Origin of the sequence: Bradyrhizobium sp. AUGA SZCCT0283, from assembly GCF_018130385.1 — a bacterium.
In the GTDB taxonomy this organism is placed as follows: domain Bacteria; phylum Pseudomonadota; class Alphaproteobacteria; order Rhizobiales; family Xanthobacteraceae; genus Bradyrhizobium.
This window is the reverse complement of the sequence record NZ_JAFCLU010000016.1, coordinates 141,818-158,615: the sequence shown is the minus strand read 5'-3', so window position 1 is coordinate 158,615 and position 16,798 is coordinate 141,818. Positions and strand designations below refer to the sequence as shown.

Sequence of the window (16,798 nt, the reverse complement as noted above, 5' to 3'; positions counted from 1 at the left end):
TTGCTGGGGTGCGCCTGGCGTACCGTTTGAGTTGGTTGGAAACATGGATGCACCGAAGCCGCGCTGGAGCATCAACGCGGTGCAGTGCAACTTTATTGGTTGGTCAGCTCGTCGAACTACGCTCCGCCAAAGTGAATCTTCAAGCCAGCCTTGTAGACCCTGCCCGGTCCGGGGCTCGACCACAACACGTCGTTCTGCGTGGTGCCGTCGGTGGAACTGCCGGGGATGGCGTAAGGCCGGTAATACTGGTTCAACAGATTGTCGATCGATGCCGAGAAGACGATGTCCCTGGTCGCGTTCCAGGTCAGGTACACATTGACCAGTTCATACCCGGTCGAGGGCAGATAGCCGGCGGGCACGTCGTTGTTGGCGCCGAACGAGGACCATTGCGCGGCCAGGATCAGCCTGCGGTCGAGCAGCCGCACGCCGCCGGTCGTGGTGATCTTGCGCGGCGTGATGGTCGCAAGCCCGATATTGGTCGCGACGTTCTTGCCGCGGATCAGGTGGCCGGCAACGCCGACATACCACAGACCGGCATCGTACATCGTTTCGGCCTCGAAGCCTTCGATCCGGGCATGCGCAATGTTCTGGTACTGGTAGTACTGTGAGAACGAGCCGAACGGCGGCACAGGAATGGGTGCCGAAGCAACCAGATCGATATAGCCTTCAACGTCGTTGCGAAACACATTGAACTTGCCGCGGAAGCTGTCGTTGGCAGCGAAGATGCCGTCATATTTCAGGTTGAGGCCGGCTTCCTTGTTCTTGCCGACCTCCGGCCGCAGGTTCGGATTGGGCAGAAAGCAGAACAGACCGGTGGTGCCGTCCGGGCACGGGAAGAATGCGGGACCGCCGCCGGTCGCATGCGCGCCGGAGATCAGCGTCTCCGTGATCGAAGGCGCACGGTAGCCTTCGGCATAGCTGACATAGGGCGTAAAGCCCGCCACCAGCGTCACGCCGATGGTGATCTTCGGCGAGAAGCGGTCGCCACCGCCACCGGTCGCCACCGTCGGCGAATCCAAATCGTAACGGTCGTAGCGGATCGCGCTGACGGCCTCGAACCAGGTCGAATAGTTCTGCTTCAACTGCGCAAAGCCGCCGGAAACGGTGCGCAGGCCGCTGGGCGTGGTGATATTGGAATTGCCGCGGCCGTCGGATGTTTTCACGTCATCCTGGAAGGCGTCGAAGCCCAGCGTGACCGCGTTGCGCCAGTCGCCAACATTGAACCGCGTCGTATTGTTGACGTCGATCCCGAGCGTATCGAGCACATAGCCCCGCTTGTCGCCGACGCAGCCCGAAATGTTGTTGCCGGCCGCGCCGCTGCAGCTCGCCGGCGCGCTGGTGCTGTAGTGATAGGTCTTGGTCTGATCGTTGTCGGTGCGGTTGCCGTAGAGGGACATATTCCAGTCCCAGAGATTGTCACCCGGCTTGGTGTATTTCCAGGTGACCGTCCCCGTATAGTTCTTGGCATCGGAGGCATAGACCGAGGATCCCTGGTTCAGCGCGCGCAGAGCGGTGGTCGTCGTCGGCCCGCGATTGAGCTGGCCGATGCTGTACTGGTAATCTTGGAATATGGCGCCGAACTTGATCTCGTGGCCGTCGGCAGGGCGAACGGTGAGCTTCATCAGGCCCGCTGCGATCTCGTTGCCGGTGTTGCCGATCTCGGTGCCGTTGCCGTCCTTGTAATTGCCTTGCGTGCGGTAGACCGCGCCGCCGAACACATCGACATTGGGATCGGCGCGCACGCCGCCGAAGATCGAGCCGAGGCCGCGATTATTGTTGGTGCCGTAGGAGCCGGTCATGTCGACGCCCCAGCGCTCGCCGGGGCGCACCACGTCGTTGATGTCCTTGGTGCGGAACGAGACCACGCCGCCGATCGCGCCGGAGCCGTAGATGTTGGCAGTCGGGCCGCGCACCACGTCGACGCCGCCGACCAGCTCCGGATCGAGGAAGAACGAGCCGTTGGCATTGTGGCCAGTACGCTGATAGTTCTGCCGCGCGCCGTCGACGACGACCGCGACGCGGCCGAAATCCTGCAGGCCGCGGATGTTGATGACGGTCGAGGGATCGTCGCCGCGCTCCTGGAACGAAACACCTGGCACGTTGTAGAAGATATCAGACAGCCGGTTCGGCTGCCGGCCCTGGATCTGCTCGAGCGTCACCACGCTGACGGGAGCCAGCGCGTCGATCGCGCGCTCCTCGGTTTTCGACGCTGCCACCGTGATCGTATCGAGCGACTGCACCGCCGTGCCGCCAATCTGCGCCCGCGCATTCATCGCCGGCGCCTGCGTTTCCTGTTGCGGCTTGGCTTGGCGCTTGGCCTGCTTCTGTTTCTTCTGCGCGGCAGGGCTCGTGACGGCCTCCGCTTCCAGCGCCTGCGTGAACGCTGCGCTTGACGACACCAATGCGAACGAAAATGCGGACGCGCCGAAAAACAAGGCGCGCGAATGCCTAGCCCCGAAAGCCATACTGCCCCAACCTGTTGTTCTGTCTCTTGGGTTTGGCTGGCGGGCGCCGTTGAGATGAGCGGCTGCTTGCTGGCTAACAATTTTCGCGACCGGGCACCCCCGCTCGTATCGCGTTCATCTTGGTTACGCCGCGTTGCGGGAGCGGTCAATAACGGCACGGCGCACTTTATATCGATTGTAAAGTGCAGCAGTTGGATTGCGCGTCGATCGAATTATACAAGCAGCTGGTCGGAAACATTGGGGACACAACAGCAACTATGACGGCACCTTCAGGAGATAATGTCGGAGGCGCCGGAAGACATGCCGACAATGCGCCGTCTGCGACACGCCTTCTCACCATGAACGGCAGCCGTATCGACAGCCGCGAGCTGTTCGCGAGCGAGCGCGAAATCATCATCGCGCATGGCGAGGACAACTATCGCCTGCGGCTGACGTCGCAGAACAAGCTGATCCTGACCAAGTGACCGACCAGGTGAACCGGCAATGACATTTTGTCGCACACTCGCATTGTCGATCGCTGCGGGCGCTTTCCTGTTCGGCGGCACAACGCTCGCCGCGGGCATTACGGTGCATGATGCCCGCAACCGCGACGTCACGATCGGCGATGCCGCACGGATCGTCTCGATCGGCGGCGCGATTACGGAAATCCTCTACGCGCTGGGTTTCGAGGACCGCCTGGCAGGTGTCGACTCGACCAGCCTCTATCCGGCCGCGGCGCTGCGCGACAAGCCGAATGTCGGCTACATGCGCCAGCTTTCGGCCGAGGGCGTGCTTGGGCTCAACCCCTCGCTGGTGCTGGCCGCGCAAGGCTCCGGGCCGAAGGAAACCATGGACGTGCTGGAGGCCGCCAAGGTGCCGCTGGTGCTGGTGCCGGAAACATTTTCGGAAGCAGGCCTGCTCGACAAGATCAAGCTGGTCGGCCACGCCATGGGCGCGGACAAGCGCGCCGAATGCCTGACCGCGGCGGTAACAGACGATCTGACGCAATTGCGCGAGCTGCGCGCCAAGGTAACGAAGCCGGTGCGCGTGATGTTCGTGATGTCGCTCTTGAACGGCCGGGCGATGGCCGCAGGAAAGAACACCGCGGCCAACGAGATCATCGCGCTCGCCGGCGGCGTCAACGCGATCGACGGCTATGACGGCTACAAGATCATCAACGACGAGGCGATCGTCGCCGCAAAACCCGATGTGGTGCTCTCGATCCAGCGCGGCAAGGACTCGGTGGACGCGGAGACGGTGTATCTTCATCCGGCCTTCGCGCTGACCCCCGTCGCGGCCAACAAGACCTTCATCTCGATGGAAGGCCTCTATCTGCTCGGCTTCGGGCCGCGCACGGCCGCCGCCGCCCGCGACCTCTCGATCAAGCTCTATCCGGCGCTGGCGCCGCAGGCCGAGAAATTCACGCCGGCGGCACTCTCCGCAAACTGCCGGCTGTGACAGCGCTAGCCGACAGCACGGAACGTGCGAAGCGCCGCAGCGGGTATGCGTTGCGCCCGCCCGCTTCGCTGACCCTCACCTGCCTGTTCGCCGCGCTTGCCGGTGCGGCGCTGATCGCGCTCACGATGGGCGCCGCCGGCATTGCGCTGGCGCGGCTGCCGGCCGCGCTCGGCCTGTGGGGCGACGCAGCAGCAGGCCCAAGCCTCGCGCGCGACCAGCTCGTGCTGTGGTCGATCCGGATTCCGCGGATCGCGGCCGCCACGATGGTCGGCGCCTTGCTCGCGGCATCGGGCGCCATCATGCAGGGGCTGTTTCGCAATCCCCTCGCCGACCCCGCTTTGGTCGGCGTTTCCTCCGGCGGCGCGCTGGCGGCGGCGGCGGCGATCGTGTTCACCGACAGCCAGATCGGCCAAAGCTTGCGCTTCATGCAGCATCAGTTGCTGCCGGTCGCAGCCTTCGTTGGTTCACTGGCAACGACGATCATCCTTTACTCCATCGCGAGCCGCTCGGGACGAACGTCGATTGCGATCTTCCTGTTGGCCGGCATCGCGATTGCCGCCATCGCCAATGCCGGCGTCGGGCTTCTGGTGTTCATCGCCGACGATCGGCAGTTGCGCGACATCACGTTCTGGATGCTGGGCTCGCTGAGCGGCGCGACCTGGCCCAAGCTCGCCACGCTGGCGCCAGTGCTGGGGCCGGCCTTGATCGCCTGCGTCTCGATCGCGCGCGGGCTCGATGTGCTGGTGCTCGGCGAGGCCGAAGCGTTTCACAGCGGCGTCGACGTCGAGCGGCTGAAGCGGATTTCGATCGTGCTGGTATCGGCGATGACGGGCGTTGCGGTTTCGGTCTGCGGCGTGGTCGGCTTTGTCGGCATCGTGGTGCCGCACCTGCTCCGGCTGGTGATCGGGCCGGCGCACCGGCTGCTGCTGCCGGCCTCGATGCTGTTGGGTGCGGTGCTGCTGGTGGGCGCCGATACGCTGGCCCGCACCATCGTGGCGCCCGCGGAAATGCCGATCGGAATTCTGACCGCGGCGATCGGCGCGCCGTTCTTCTTAGGCATGCTGCTCCGCCGGCGCGGGCTGGTCTCGCTATGATCGCCATCCTCGAAGCGCAGGCGGTATCGATGATCGTTGGCGGCGCCACGCTGGTCGACGGCATCGATCTGCGTATCAAGGCCGGCGAGATGGTCGCCATCGTCGGCCCCAATGGCGCCGGCAAATCGACACTGCTGCGGATGCTGTCCGGCGATCTCCGCCCGACGCGCGGACAGATCAAATTGAAGCAGCGCAACATCCACCTCTATGCGCCGCGCGTTCTCGCCCATCACCGCGCGATGCTGTCGCAGCACGTCAATGTCACCTTCCCGTTCACGGTCGAGGAAATCGTCCATATGGGCGCGGGCGACACCGGCCGCGCCACCGCGCAAAGGCTGGTCGATGCCGCGCTGGGCGAGGTAGGGCTCACGCATTTCAGTCACCGGCAATTGCCGACACTCTCCGGCGGCGAGCAGCAACGCACGCATTTTGCCCGCGTGCTGGTGCAACTCGCCTGCGGCGAAGAACAGCACGGCCCCGGCCTGCTGCTGCTGGACGAGCCGACCTCCAGCCTCGACATGCGCCACCAGATCGATCTGGTGGAGACCGCAAGAGGGCGCGCGCAGAACGGCACGGCCGTGATCGCCGTGCTGCATGACCTCAATCTGGCGATGCGCTTTGCCGACCGGATCGTGCTGCTGCACCGCGGACGGCTCGCCGTCGACGGCGGCCGTTCCGAGGCGATCACGGCCGAGACCATCCGCCGGATTTTCGAGGTGGACGTCACGATCGACTATACCGACGGTGGCGTGCCGTTCCTGCTGCCGCAGACCATGCGGCCCGCAGGCCCGCCGACGGCATAACGCCGCAAGGCTTATCCAACGGCGTTACAGGTTCTTCACAGAACTGTCAGCCAGTTGTAACAGCCGCTCCGCAAGACAGGCGCATCGTCATCATGAGGAGATCCGCCATGCGCGTGTCATTGCTCTGCTCCGTCGTATCAGTCCTTCTGGCCAGTGCCGCCTTTGCACAGGGCGAAGGCGAGTTTCCCGCCACGCTGAAGGGCCACGCCGTGCTGCCGGCGCAGACCTTCATCGACGCACCCGCCGACGCGCCTGATGATCTCAAGGCCGCGGGCAAATACACCACCGGCAAGCGCGTTGACACTGTCGGCACCGTGATGGGCAAATCCTATGAACGGCCGACCGGCGTGTCGCTGCCGTTCAAGGGCCAGCCGCAGCAGGGCCATTCCGGCATCAAGGTGATGCCGGACGGTTCGTTCTGGGTGCTCACCGACAACGGCATGGGCTCGCGCTACAACTCGGCCGACTCGATGCTCTATCTCAACCGCCACAAGATCGACTGGGCGACCGGCAAGATCGAACGGCAGGAAACCATCTTCCTGCACGATCCCGACAGGAAGGTGCCGTTCCGCATCCTGCATGAGGACGCCGCCAAGCGCTATCTCACCGGCGCCGATTTCGACACCGAAGGTTTTCAGATCATCGGCGACACCTTCTGGATCGGCGATGAGTTCGGGCCCTACGTCCTGAAGACCGACCGCAACGGCAAGGTGCTGGGCGTGTTCGAAACCACCGCCGACGGCAAGCCGGTGCGCTCACCCGACCATTGGTCGGTGCAGTCGCCGGCAGCACCAGGCGCGAGCTACACCACGGTCAATCTGCGCCGCTCCAAGGGCTATGAAGGCTTTGCGTCGTCGAAGGACGGAAAATTCCTGTACGGCCTGCTCGAAGGCCCGCTGTGGGACGCCGAGAAGAAGGATTTTGAAAAGATCGACGGCAAGGAAGCCTCGCGGATTCTCGAATTCGACGTCGCCGCGGAAAAATTCACCGGGCGCTACTGGACTTACGTGTTCGAGCAGAACGGCCACGCCATCGGCGACTTCAACATGATCGACGCCACGAGCGGCCTGATCATCGAGCGCGACAATGGCGAAGGCACCGCCGACAAGGCTTGCCCGCAAGGCCAGCGCGGCGAGAACTGCTTTCCGGATCTGGCGAAGTTCAAGCGCGTCTACAAGGTAGAACTCTCCGACGCCAATGTCGGCAAGCCGGTGCGCAAGATCGCCTATATCGACCTGATGAAGATCCGGGATCCCGACAAGAAGGCCCGCAAGCCGCTCAACGACGGCGTCTTGACCTTCCCGTTCTTCACCATCGAGAACGTCGATCGCGTCGATGACACGCATATCATCGTCGGCAACGACAACAATTTGCCGTTCTCGTCGAGCCGCGATCCCAACAAGGCGGATGACAACGAGTTCGTGCTGCTGGAAGTCGGCGAATTTTTGAAGGCGAAGTGACGCCGGCGCTTCACTCCCTCTCCCCGCCTCTTTGCGGGGAGAGGGAAAAGCGGCCCGCGCCGGAGTCACACCCCGAACGGATAGGTATCGGGAAGTCCCTTGATCTCGGCGGTGTCCAGCGGAGTCACCGCGCGCGTGTCGTCGAACCAGATATATTCGTCGAATTGTTGTGGCAGGTTGGCCCTGAAGTAATGGCTGGCCATCTCGGTTTCGGGCCGGTAGATCACGCCAATCGCCCGCTCGAGACGTTCCCTGCCGAGCCCGTTCGGACCGCACAGATCGATCCGGCCACGCAAGCCGAGCATGAACCGAGCATGGCCCGTTGCATGACATAACCGCTCGTAGCTATCGGGAAGCGCCGGCCGCACGTCCTTCACCTCCATCGGACCATCCCACTCGGACGCCGCGGCAACCGTCCCGCTGTTGGTGCCAAAACCGACAATATAGGCCTGTTCGCCAAACTGCTCGCGGCAAAGCTGGCCGATATTGTGTTCGCCGCGCGCAGCCATCTCCGTCGCGCCTGCGTTCCCGACGTGAGAATTGTGCGCCCATACGACCGCCTTGCTGTCCTTGCCGTGAAACGCCAACAGGTTGTTCAGAGTTTCGAACATGTGGGAATCGCGCAGATTCCACGACGCCCGTGAACCGTAGTACATGATCCGGTAATAGCGCTCCGCATTTGCCACCAGCCGGGCATTCTGTTCGGCATCGAGGAAGCGCTCGCCGTCATGCTCGGCGTAGGCCCGGCGTTTGGCCTGAAGATCGCTCAGCGCGCGAACCACATCGGACTCGCAGGTCGGGTACGATCCGGTCAAGGCGGCGTGACCGTAGGTGGCAGGATCGTTCTGCCACGGAGTCAGGCAGCCGTAGCGCGCGCGGGCGACCCTGGCCGACTGCGGATCGACCTCGTCGAGATAGGTCAGAACCGACCGGATCGAGTCGTAGAGGCTGTAAAGATCGAGGCCGTGAAATGCGACGCGCTCGTTCTTCTCCACGGTCCCGTTGTGCTTGCGCAGCCAGCTTACAAAATCGCGCACCTCGGTGTTGCGCCACATCCAGGTCGGAAACCGTGCGAACGCCGTCCATTCCGACGGCGGATACTGGAAATGCCGCACATAGTGATCCACGCGTGCGGCGTCAGGCCAGTCCGCCTCGATCGCGACAAACTGGAATCCCTTCTCGACGATCAGCTCGCGGGTGATCCGCGCGCGCATCCGGTAGAACTCGCTGGTGCCGTGGGTCGCTTCGCCAAGCAGCACGACGCGAGCCGATCCGATCCGCTGCATCAGCGAGGCGAGATCCACGGTCTCGATCGACGGAAAGGATTCTGCTGCATCTGCAAGATTGCGGACCAGTGCTTCCTCGCCTCGGGCGCCGGGCCGCAGCGCCCGGCGTTTTCGCGCAGGCTCCGTTCCTGGCGCAGCCCAGCCCTCTTCCCCGATCAACGGAACGAAGCGGACGTCAGCGATGTCTTCGCTGCGATATTGATCTTTCGAGATGCGGGTGATGCGCACCAGTTCCTGGGCACGCTGATCAGCACCGACCGCTATCACCAGCCGCCCGCCGATTTTCAGCTGCTCCTTGAGCGATTCCGGTACCTGCGGCCCGCCGGCCGCCACCACTATCGCATCATAGGGCGCATGTTCCGGCCAGCCTCTGGTGCCGTCGCCGTGCAGCACATGAACATTGTCATAGCCGAGGTCAGCCAGCGTCGCCGCAGCCTGCTCTGCCAGCCGACCGAGACGTTCGACCGTGTAGACGTCGGCCGCGATCTCCGAAAGCACGGCGGCGGCGTAACCGGAGCCGGCGCCGATCTCGAGAATCTTTTCGCCGCCCCTGAGCATCAGAGCCTCGGCCATGAAGGCAACGATATAGGGTTGGGAAATGGTCTGTTCCCCGGCGATCGGGAGCGGCGAGTCCTCGTAGGCGAATTCCCGGAGCCTTTCCGGCAGGAACAATTCGCGCGGAACCTTCCGCATCGCCTCAAGCACGAGTTCGTCGCGCACGCCGCGCGCGGCAATATTGTAAGCGACCATCTCCCTGCGAAGCAGATCAAACGATTTTGCGGCTCCGGACTTGTTGTCTTTCGATGCTGGCGATCCCATGACAAGACGCCTCCCAAGTCGCAGCGATGTCGTGCGAAACCCAACGACAGGCTATGATCGCGGCGCGGCGGCCAAATTGATCCGCATCAAATCCAAAACCGGCCGAAAAAAGCTCCTCTCGTCAGGGGGATGCCGTTTGCTGCGCCGGTGCCGGACGCAACGGAGCAAATTCCTCCGCCGTCAGTGTCTCCTTTGCGATCAGGATCCCGACGCCCTCGTCCAGATCGCGCCGGTGCTTTTCGAGAATGGCGCGCGCACAGGCGTCGCCCGCCTCGACCAGATCTCGCACCGCCAGATCGATCTCGCGCCCGGTCAGCTCGGCCGCGCTGACGACTGTATCCTGTGCGGCTTGAAGAAACATCTGAGGACGGGATGCGTAGGTTCGCTGTCCGACTTTCTCGTCCATTCCGTATTTGGTGACCATCTCGATCGCGATCTCGGTTGCCCGTTGCAGATCGTCGGCCGCCCCGGTCGAGACGTCGCCGTCAAAGATCAGCCGCTCGGATGCCCGACCTCCCATCAGCACTGCGATCCGATTCTTCAATTGGCGTACAGAGAGCAGAAAGCGATCCTCGGTCGGCCGCTGCAGGGTATAGCCAAGGGCGCCTACCCCGCGGGGAATGATGGACACCTTTTGCACGGGATCGACGCCGGAAAGGTTTGCGGCGACGAGGGCATGACCCATCTCATGATAGGCGACCCTTCGACGCTCGTCCTTGCCGAGCACCCTGCTCTTCTTCTCGATTCCGGCGACGATCCGCTCGATCGCGACCGTGAAATCGTCAAGGGACACGTCGTCGGCGTTGCGTCTGGTGGCGGCAATGGCGGCCTCGTTGATCAGGTTGGCAAGATCTGCCCCCGTGAAACCCGGGGTCAGCGCGGCGACCTTCTCCAGATCGACATCCTTGCCGACCCTGATCTTGCGAACATGTACCTTGAGGATGGCGATACGCCCGCTCTTGTCCGGACGATCGACAAGCACCTGCCGGTCGAACCGGCCGGCCCGCAGCAGCGCAGGATCAAGGATTTCAGGCCGGTTCGTCGCCGCCAGTAGGATCACCCCGGCGCTGGGATCGAAGCCGTCAAGCTCGGCGAGCAACTGATTGAGCGTCTGCTCCTTCTCGTCGTAGCCGCCGAAAGCGCCGGCAGAACGGCTACGCCCAAGCGCGTCGAGTTCGTCGATGAAGATGATGCAGGGTGCAGCCTTGCGCGCCTGATCGAACAGATCGCGGACCCGGGCTGCGCCGACGCCGACGAACATCTCGACGAATTCGGACCCGGAGATCGAGAAGAATGCAACCCCGGCTTCGCCGGCTACCGCGCGGGCAAGCAGGGTCTTGCCGGTGCCGGGCGGCCCGACCAGCAGAATTCCCTTGGGAACATGAGCGCCGAGCCGGCCGTAACTCTTGGGATCCCTGAGGAAGGACACGACTTCCTGCAACTCGAATTTTGCTTCGTCGACGCCGGCCACATCGGCGAAGGTGACCTTGGTGTCCTTTTCGACATAGACCTTGGCGCGCGATTTCCCGATCGACATCAGTCCGCCAAATCCCTGACGATCCGCCAGCCGGCGCCCGAGAAATATCCAGATCAGGTAGAACATCAGCGCAGGGATGATCCAGGACAGGATGGTCTGGAACAGCCCGCCCGACGGGACACCTGTGACGACGACGCCCTTGCTCTCGAGCTTTTCCGCCAACCCCGGATCGACGCGCGCAGTGATGAAGGCGGACTTTCCGCTCGGAAGCTTGTCCTTCAGTTTTCCCTGGATGGTATCCTGGGCGACGGACACCTCTGTGACGCCGCCCTGGGCGACCAATCGCTCGAACTCGCTATAGGGAATGGTTTCGATGGTGTTGTAGGTCGCCAGCAGCCATTGCAGCGCCAGCATGCCGATCCCGGCGGCCACAAAATATCCAATGATAACCGCCTGCTTGCGAGACGAGGGGTCGGACTCCATCAAGTTCTCCGCTCAACTAACGCGAACGCCGTCCGCATCTGCGCCGGCCTAAAAATTCGTAGCTGCTTGAGTTCCGTTGAGCTTGACATGCATCAATGACAGGTGCCCGGCGCCGGCTATCGATCAAACCATCGACTGAGGGAGGTTGCTATGCTTGTCCGTGACGTCATGGTTGCGCCTGTTATCACCGTCGAACCTTCCGCGACCGTACAGCAGGTTGCAAAGCTGTTTCTCGAAAAGCAGATCAGCGCGGTCCCGGTGCTGGACGGCAAGGGCAAGCTGGTCGGCATTGTCAGCGAAGGCGATCTGCTGCACCGCGTCGAGGCGGGTACGGAACGGCAACGGTCCTGGTGGCTTCGAGCATTGATCGAGAGCGACACACTGGCGGCCGAATATATCAAATCTCATAGCCGCAAGGTTTCGGATGTCATGACCCGGGATGTCATCACGACCTCTCCCCAAGCGCCGCTCCATGAAGTCGCCGCCCTGATGGAGAAGAACGCAATCAGAAGATTGCCCATTCTGGAGAACGGTCAACTGGTCGGTATCGTGAGCAGGGCCAATCTCCTTCAGGCTGTGGCCAGCGCACGCCAGCTGCTCGACATAGCTCCATCGGACAAGGCGATCCGCGACCGCATCCTCGCCAGCTTGAAGAAAGAAGATTGGGCCCACACGGGCCTGCTGAACGTCACAGTCGCCAACGGCATCGTCGATCTCTGGGGCCTTGCAGAATCGGATGCCGAGCGAAAGGCGATCAGGGTTGCGGCAGAATCCACGCCCGGCGTTGGCGCCGTCCATGACAATCTGGTCGTGTACCGCGGCGGTGGTTGGGCCTGAGCGTTGATCCATTATAGCGTTTTCGAGCGAAGTGGATACCGGTTCGCATAGCAATCAGCTTGCGCAGATTGCGCAGACTTATCTGCGGCAGATAACGCGTCAGATAAAGAATCTAGAGCTTTGGTTCTGATTCAATCAGAACCGAAGCTCAAGCAGCCGGTCTAGATCGATTGGCATTCGACCAGCGCACCGTCGTACGGGAGACATCGCTTGCCGTACGCATCAATCGACGACCTCCCGCCGCCCATTCGAGCGCATTTGCCGCCGCATGCGAGGGAGATCTATCTCGCCGCTTTCAACAGCGCCTGAACGCAAACGCGTCGCGCGGTCCCCTGCAACGCGAAAGAACAGCCCATCGCGTCGCCTGGGCGGCGGTGAAGCACAGCTATCAGGAGGTCGGCGACCGTTGGATCGCACGCGAATCCGGCTGATCCTGTTATGCTTCCGATCCCCTCCGCTGGACGAGAGAACCGGAAAGTCCGTGCCTGCCCTCGCCGGCTCAGCCGGCCGGCACCATCACGACGCCCTTGTCCTTGGGCCAGCGTACCCGCCAGGCGAAATTGATGTCCCTGACCTCGCCCGCCTTGGCCTCAAAAGCCCATTCCAGCACGCCGCGCTTGTCACGAACATTGGTCGCGGTCGGTGTTGTCGTCGACGGCAACATTTCGACCTGGATCTCCTCGTTCTCGCTGACCGGCAACTGGTCCTCGATCGCGATCCGGATCGGGAAGTCGTGGCCGTTGCGCACCGTGGTCTTGAACGCGCGTTCGTCGGTCTTCGACGTCGTCACGATCAGGCCGGCCGAGCCCTCGTTGCGTTTGACGACGGTGCGCTCGATCTTGATCTTGTCGTCGGCGCCGAAGCCGAGCCGCACGGTCTCGTCCTTGGCCGCAGCGGCCATCTGGCCGCGGCCGACGAACACGCCGTCGCGATAGATCGCGACCCGGCCGGGCAATAGCGGCGCATCCTCGGTCTGCTTGAAGCTCGCTTCGAGGAACGCGGTCGGGTCCAGCACCGGCACGGCGCGGACCGCGAGGTCGGGCGCAATGCTCGCACTGGAGATGCGCAGGCTCTTGGCGCCTTCGCTGGCACCGAGGCTGACGCGCCCCGGAATCTTGAACACCACCTGGAAGCCGCTGACATCAGCGGCGGCCTGTTGCTCGGCCGCCTTCTCCATCACGGGCTCCTCGCTCTTCCCTCCGCCGGCGCGGAGCTGCCTCAGCCTGTCCGGGGGCGGCGCAGCCGAGGGCGTTGCATAATCCGATACGGACCCGGCGGCCATCGGACGCGGTACTTGCGGGTATTGAACGACGAGCGACTTCAGGTCGGGCGCGCTGCCGCCGCGCGCGGTGCGCACGGTGGAAACGGCGAGCACGACATTCGACCAATCCTCGCCGGTGTTTTGCGTGATTTCGGCACGGCGCACCAGTTCGAGCGCCGGCTTGCGGTCCTTGGCGCCGGTATCGAGGCGGGCGTCGTAGAGCGGCATCCAGCGTGCGTTGCGCACCGCATAGGTCACGCGCAGCGTCGCTTTCGTCGCGGCGGCAGCTGCGAGTTCGATCCGGACTTCCAGCCTGCTTGGCGGCTTTTGCGCCCGGTCCTGTTCAAGACGCGCGATTTCGCGGTCGAGTTCGCGCTGCTTGCGCACGGCGTCGCGAATGACGGTATCAGCGCTGGCGACTTCTTCCCCGACTGCGGCAAAGGCCGCGCGCCATTCGGCGATCGGACGCGCCTCACCCTTGTCGCCGATTCCAGCCGGAGAAGTATCCGCAAATCGCTCGGCGAATTTACGGCGCGCGGTCGCCGCATCGATCGCGCCCTGCAGATTGACGCGCTCGTCCTTCAGCGCCTCGATGCGCTTGTCGAGTTCGGGCAGGTTGACTGGCGGCGCCGCGCGCGGCGGTTTTGCGTCGATCGTGCCGATCGTGAGTTTCGTCCCCGCCTCACCCTCAACCCGCAGCGATGAGGGATCGAGCGTCAGCGGAAAATCCTTGAGGACGGCGGAATTCTCGCCCGCCGGCAAATCGAGCGAGATGATCCGCGTGACGCTGGCGCCATCGGGATAGACGGTGACGGCATCGACCGCCGAACTGGCGTCGATGTCGGCCGCTCGGCCCTCGCCTGCCGCCAGCGCCGCAAGGACGACGAGGCTCGCCGTCAGATAGGTGTTCGCAATCAATCGCATGGAATTTCTCCTGAACCGCGCGCCTGATGGCAGCGCGCGAAATGCCCACCACCCCCGGTGATGAGACGCAGCGAGCGAGAAACGGGTTCGATCAGAATTTGCGGCAAGACTGCGGCAGGTGGCGCCGCAGCAAGGCCTACGCCGGTGCCCGTGATGGAGGATGATCGAGCAAGCCGAACAGCCACTCGACGCCGGCATCCATCATCGCAACCTTCGGCGCGATGGCGCGGAGTTGAAAGCTTCGCATCGGCAGCGGTGGGTCGATGCCGACCAGACCGAAGCGGACGCCATGAGCATCAAGAAGGCCCTTCGGCAGCGCGGCGATCAGATCGGTCTCGGCAATTACCGCCAACATGAGCATAAAACTCGGAACGGTCATCGCGACGCGGCGGGACAGACCTTTGCTTGCGAGTACGTCATCGACATAGGCACGCGCATCGCCGGCCGGCGACACAATGACATGTTGCATCTCGCAATAGCGCTTCAATGTCGGTTCGTCCGCGAATGGATGCCCTTGCCGGGCAACAATCTGGAATTCGTCTTCGAACACGACCTTTGACGTGAAGCGGGCGGGAACTTCATCGATGGGAACGACGGCGACATCGATCGCGCGCGCATCCAGCTCGGCAAACGCCATGTCGCGCAACACGTATCGCAGGGCCATATCGATAAAGGGTGCATCGCGCTGAACTACCTTCAGCAATTGCGGCATCATGACCGCGGCGATCGCGTCCGGTGCGCCGATCGTGAAGCGCCGCTTCGAGCGGCCGGGATCAAATGGCTCTGCCGCTCCTACAACACGTCGCGCCCGCGCCAGGACATCGGCGATGGCGTCCGCGAGTTCGAGTGCGCGCGCCGTCGGCACCACGCCCTTCGGCGCCTTCAGAAACAGCGGATCGTTGAACTGGTGCCTGAGACGGTTGAGCCCGTGGCTTACCGCCGACGGCGTCACATGCAGACGCGCTGCCGCCCGTGCCACATTTCCCTCTGCGAGCACGGCTTCGAAAACCGGGAGCAGGTTCAGGTCGACGCGACCTAACTGAATATTTTTCAGCATATTACTGAAATTATATACTGAAACTAATTTTGGAACAATGGCGACGAAAGGTCATGCAGCCGATCAACAACCCGCTGCACTACGGAAAGCAATGTTGATTCAAACCCTTATGGAGAAATGCCATGTTTGCTACTACCCACCTCACCTCGCGGGCGCTGCACAGTGCAGCGGCCTCGATCCTCCTGATGGCCGGACTGACCTCCGGTGCACATGCGGCCGCCGCCAACGCCCAGATCTCCGGCAACGGCTTCAGTCCGACCATTCTCAAGGTCGTTTCCGAGAATGGAACGTCATGGACCAAGATCGAGGGAAGCACCGTCGGCTTGCCCGTCACCGTCCACATCGGGATGCCGGGATATCCGATCGTGAACTACAAGGTTCGTCAGCTCGGCCAGCCCAACGGCCAGTACTTCGTCAACGTCTCCCCCGACAAACATCACGACGATCAGGTGGACTTCTCGACGACCTATGAAGGCTCGACCGACTATATGACCGCCGCGGAAAAGCAGGCCATCATCGCGACTTGCAACAGCAAGCTCGGCGAAGGAAAGGGCATTCGCGAAAGCCACAACACCTTCGGCGCGGTCGGAGTCGAGCTGACTGCCTCGTTCCTGACCCCGAGCAAGGATGTCGGCCCACTTCCTTCGGGCGGACTGGGCGAGCCGCACAAGGCGACTGCCAATGTGAGCGTGCCTGTGAAGTGCGAAGGCAAGCACGGCGCCGCGGATGATGTCGCAGCCAAGGAACCGAACTTCGGCGTCAAGGGCATCCACCTGCGCTTCATGACCACGGCGGGTTACCCGACCAGGCCGAATCCGGCCACAAAATGCCAACTGACCGAGGCCAAGGTGCGGCTGGAAACCTCCAAGGCCGGCGGCGTCAAGTTCAGGCTGTGGACCAAGGTCGGCAACGAGCCGATGCAGAACCAGTTCGTCGAAGCCTGGTCGAAATTCGTCGGTCCCGGCAAATTCGAGGCGAACTTCACCAAGACCTTCACGGTCGACAAGACCACGACGGTTCAGGCGATGGCCGAGGATCTGACCAACCCGATCGGTCAGTCGACCGGCTGGAAAGAGGTGAAGCTCGACTGCACCGGCGCCGGCGGCGGGGGTCTCTCAGGCACGCCGGGCAACGCCAATCCGGACAGCCTGCCGCAGGCGACCCCGAAGGCGCCGAGGCCTGTCGTCCCGGGCGTGGCCGTCGGGACAAAGGTCGCGCCGGTGCCGCCCCGGACCACACCGCAACTGCCGCCGCGTTTCGGGCAGATCAAGACAGCCCCCATGCCGATGCCCCACGCGGTGGCGGCCAAGGACCGGTTCTATCCTTCCAAGATACGGGTCAACTAGCTAGATCGCCGCGAAACACGATCTCTGACGCGTCAGCGGATCCCGATGC

The 16,798-nt window shown here is 63.1% G+C and carries 13 protein-coding genes; 8 read left to right on the top strand and 5 right to left on the bottom strand.

Features of this window, described 5'->3' with window-relative positions:
- Window positions 1–116: 116 nt before the first annotated feature.
- Window positions 117–2,465, bottom strand: a complete 2,349-nt coding sequence (locus JQ624_RS22355; protein WP_212421048.1) for a TonB-dependent hemoglobin/transferrin/lactoferrin family receptor — start codon at window positions 2,463–2,465, stop codon at window positions 117–119.
- Window positions 2,466–2,722: 257 nt separating this feature from the next.
- Here JQ624_RS22355 and JQ624_RS38655 point away from each other — a divergent pair, with 257 nt between their 5' ends.
- The 5 genes from JQ624_RS38655 (at window position 2,723) to JQ624_RS22330 (ending at window position 7,259) form a co-directional block, all read left to right on the top strand.
- Window positions 2,723–2,929, top strand: coding sequence for a hemin uptake protein HemP (locus JQ624_RS38655; protein WP_249129982.1), 207 nt, complete (start codon window positions 2,723–2,725; stop codon window positions 2,927–2,929).
- Window positions 2,930–2,948: 19 nt separating this feature from the next.
- Window positions 2,949–3,902: a hemin ABC transporter substrate-binding protein gene (locus tag JQ624_RS22345; protein ID WP_212421047.1), complete on the top strand. Its 954-nt coding sequence runs from the start codon at window positions 2,949–2,951 to the stop codon at window positions 3,900–3,902.
- Window positions 3,899–4,996: an iron ABC transporter permease gene (locus tag JQ624_RS22340; RefSeq protein WP_212421046.1), complete on the top strand. Its 1,098-nt coding sequence runs from the start codon at window positions 3,899–3,901 to the stop codon at window positions 4,994–4,996. The genes JQ624_RS22345 and JQ624_RS22340 overlap by 4 nt, the downstream gene beginning before the upstream one ends.
- Window positions 4,993–5,799: a heme ABC transporter ATP-binding protein gene (locus tag JQ624_RS22335; RefSeq protein ID WP_212421045.1), complete on the top strand. Its 807-nt coding sequence runs from the start codon at window positions 4,993–4,995 to the stop codon at window positions 5,797–5,799. The genes JQ624_RS22340 and JQ624_RS22335 overlap by 4 nt, the downstream gene beginning before the upstream one ends.
- 107 nt (window positions 5,800–5,906) lie before the next feature.
- Window positions 5,907–7,259, top strand: coding sequence for an esterase-like activity of phytase family protein (locus JQ624_RS22330; RefSeq protein ID WP_212421044.1), 1,353 nt, complete (start codon window positions 5,907–5,909; stop codon window positions 7,257–7,259).
- A gap of 65 nt (window positions 7,260–7,324) precedes the next feature.
- Here the strand turns inward: JQ624_RS22330 and JQ624_RS22325 are convergent, their stop codons facing one another.
- Complete coding sequence (locus tag JQ624_RS22325) at window positions 7,325–9,364, bottom strand: protein-L-isoaspartate(D-aspartate) O-methyltransferase (RefSeq protein ID WP_212421043.1); 2,040 nt, start codon at window positions 9,362–9,364, stop codon at window positions 7,325–7,327.
- 121 nt (window positions 9,365–9,485) lie between these two features.
- Entirely contained in the window at window positions 9,486–11,324 is a 1,839-nt protein-coding gene (ftsH, locus tag JQ624_RS22320; protein WP_212421042.1) for an ATP-dependent zinc metalloprotease FtsH, read from the bottom strand.
- A gap of 102 nt (window positions 11,325–11,426) precedes the next feature.
- Between ftsH and JQ624_RS22315 the strand changes: the two genes are divergently transcribed.
- Together JQ624_RS22315 and JQ624_RS39735 are read left to right on the top strand one after the other, a co-directional pair.
- Window positions 11,427–12,161: a CBS domain-containing protein gene (locus tag JQ624_RS22315; protein WP_312014469.1), complete on the top strand. Its 735-nt coding sequence runs from the start codon at window positions 11,427–11,429 to the stop codon at window positions 12,159–12,161.
- A 170-nt stretch (window positions 12,162–12,331) separates the two neighbouring features.
- The gene (locus JQ624_RS39735) at window positions 12,332–12,592 is read left to right on the top strand and encodes a ChaB family protein (RefSeq protein WP_409334357.1); all 261 of its coding nucleotides are present in this window, start codon (window positions 12,332–12,334) and stop codon (window positions 12,590–12,592) included.
- 68 nt (window positions 12,593–12,660) lie between these two features.
- Here the strand turns inward: JQ624_RS39735 and JQ624_RS22305 are convergent, their stop codons facing one another.
- Together JQ624_RS22305 and JQ624_RS22300 are read right to left on the bottom strand one after the other, a co-directional pair.
- Window positions 12,661–14,346: a mucoidy inhibitor MuiA family protein gene (locus JQ624_RS22305; RefSeq protein WP_212421041.1), complete on the bottom strand. Its 1,686-nt coding sequence runs from the start codon at window positions 14,344–14,346 to the stop codon at window positions 12,661–12,663.
- A gap of 136 nt (window positions 14,347–14,482) precedes the next feature.
- On the bottom strand, window positions 14,483–15,403 hold the full coding sequence (locus JQ624_RS22300) for a LysR family transcriptional regulator (protein WP_212421040.1): 921 nt from the start codon (window positions 15,401–15,403) through the stop codon (window positions 14,483–14,485).
- A gap of 122 nt (window positions 15,404–15,525) precedes the next feature.
- Here JQ624_RS22300 and JQ624_RS22295 point away from each other — a divergent pair, with 122 nt between their 5' ends.
- Complete coding sequence (locus JQ624_RS22295) at window positions 15,526–16,749, top strand: hypothetical protein (protein ID WP_212421039.1); 1,224 nt, start codon at window positions 15,526–15,528, stop codon at window positions 16,747–16,749.
- Window positions 16,750–16,798: the final 49 nt, after the last annotated feature.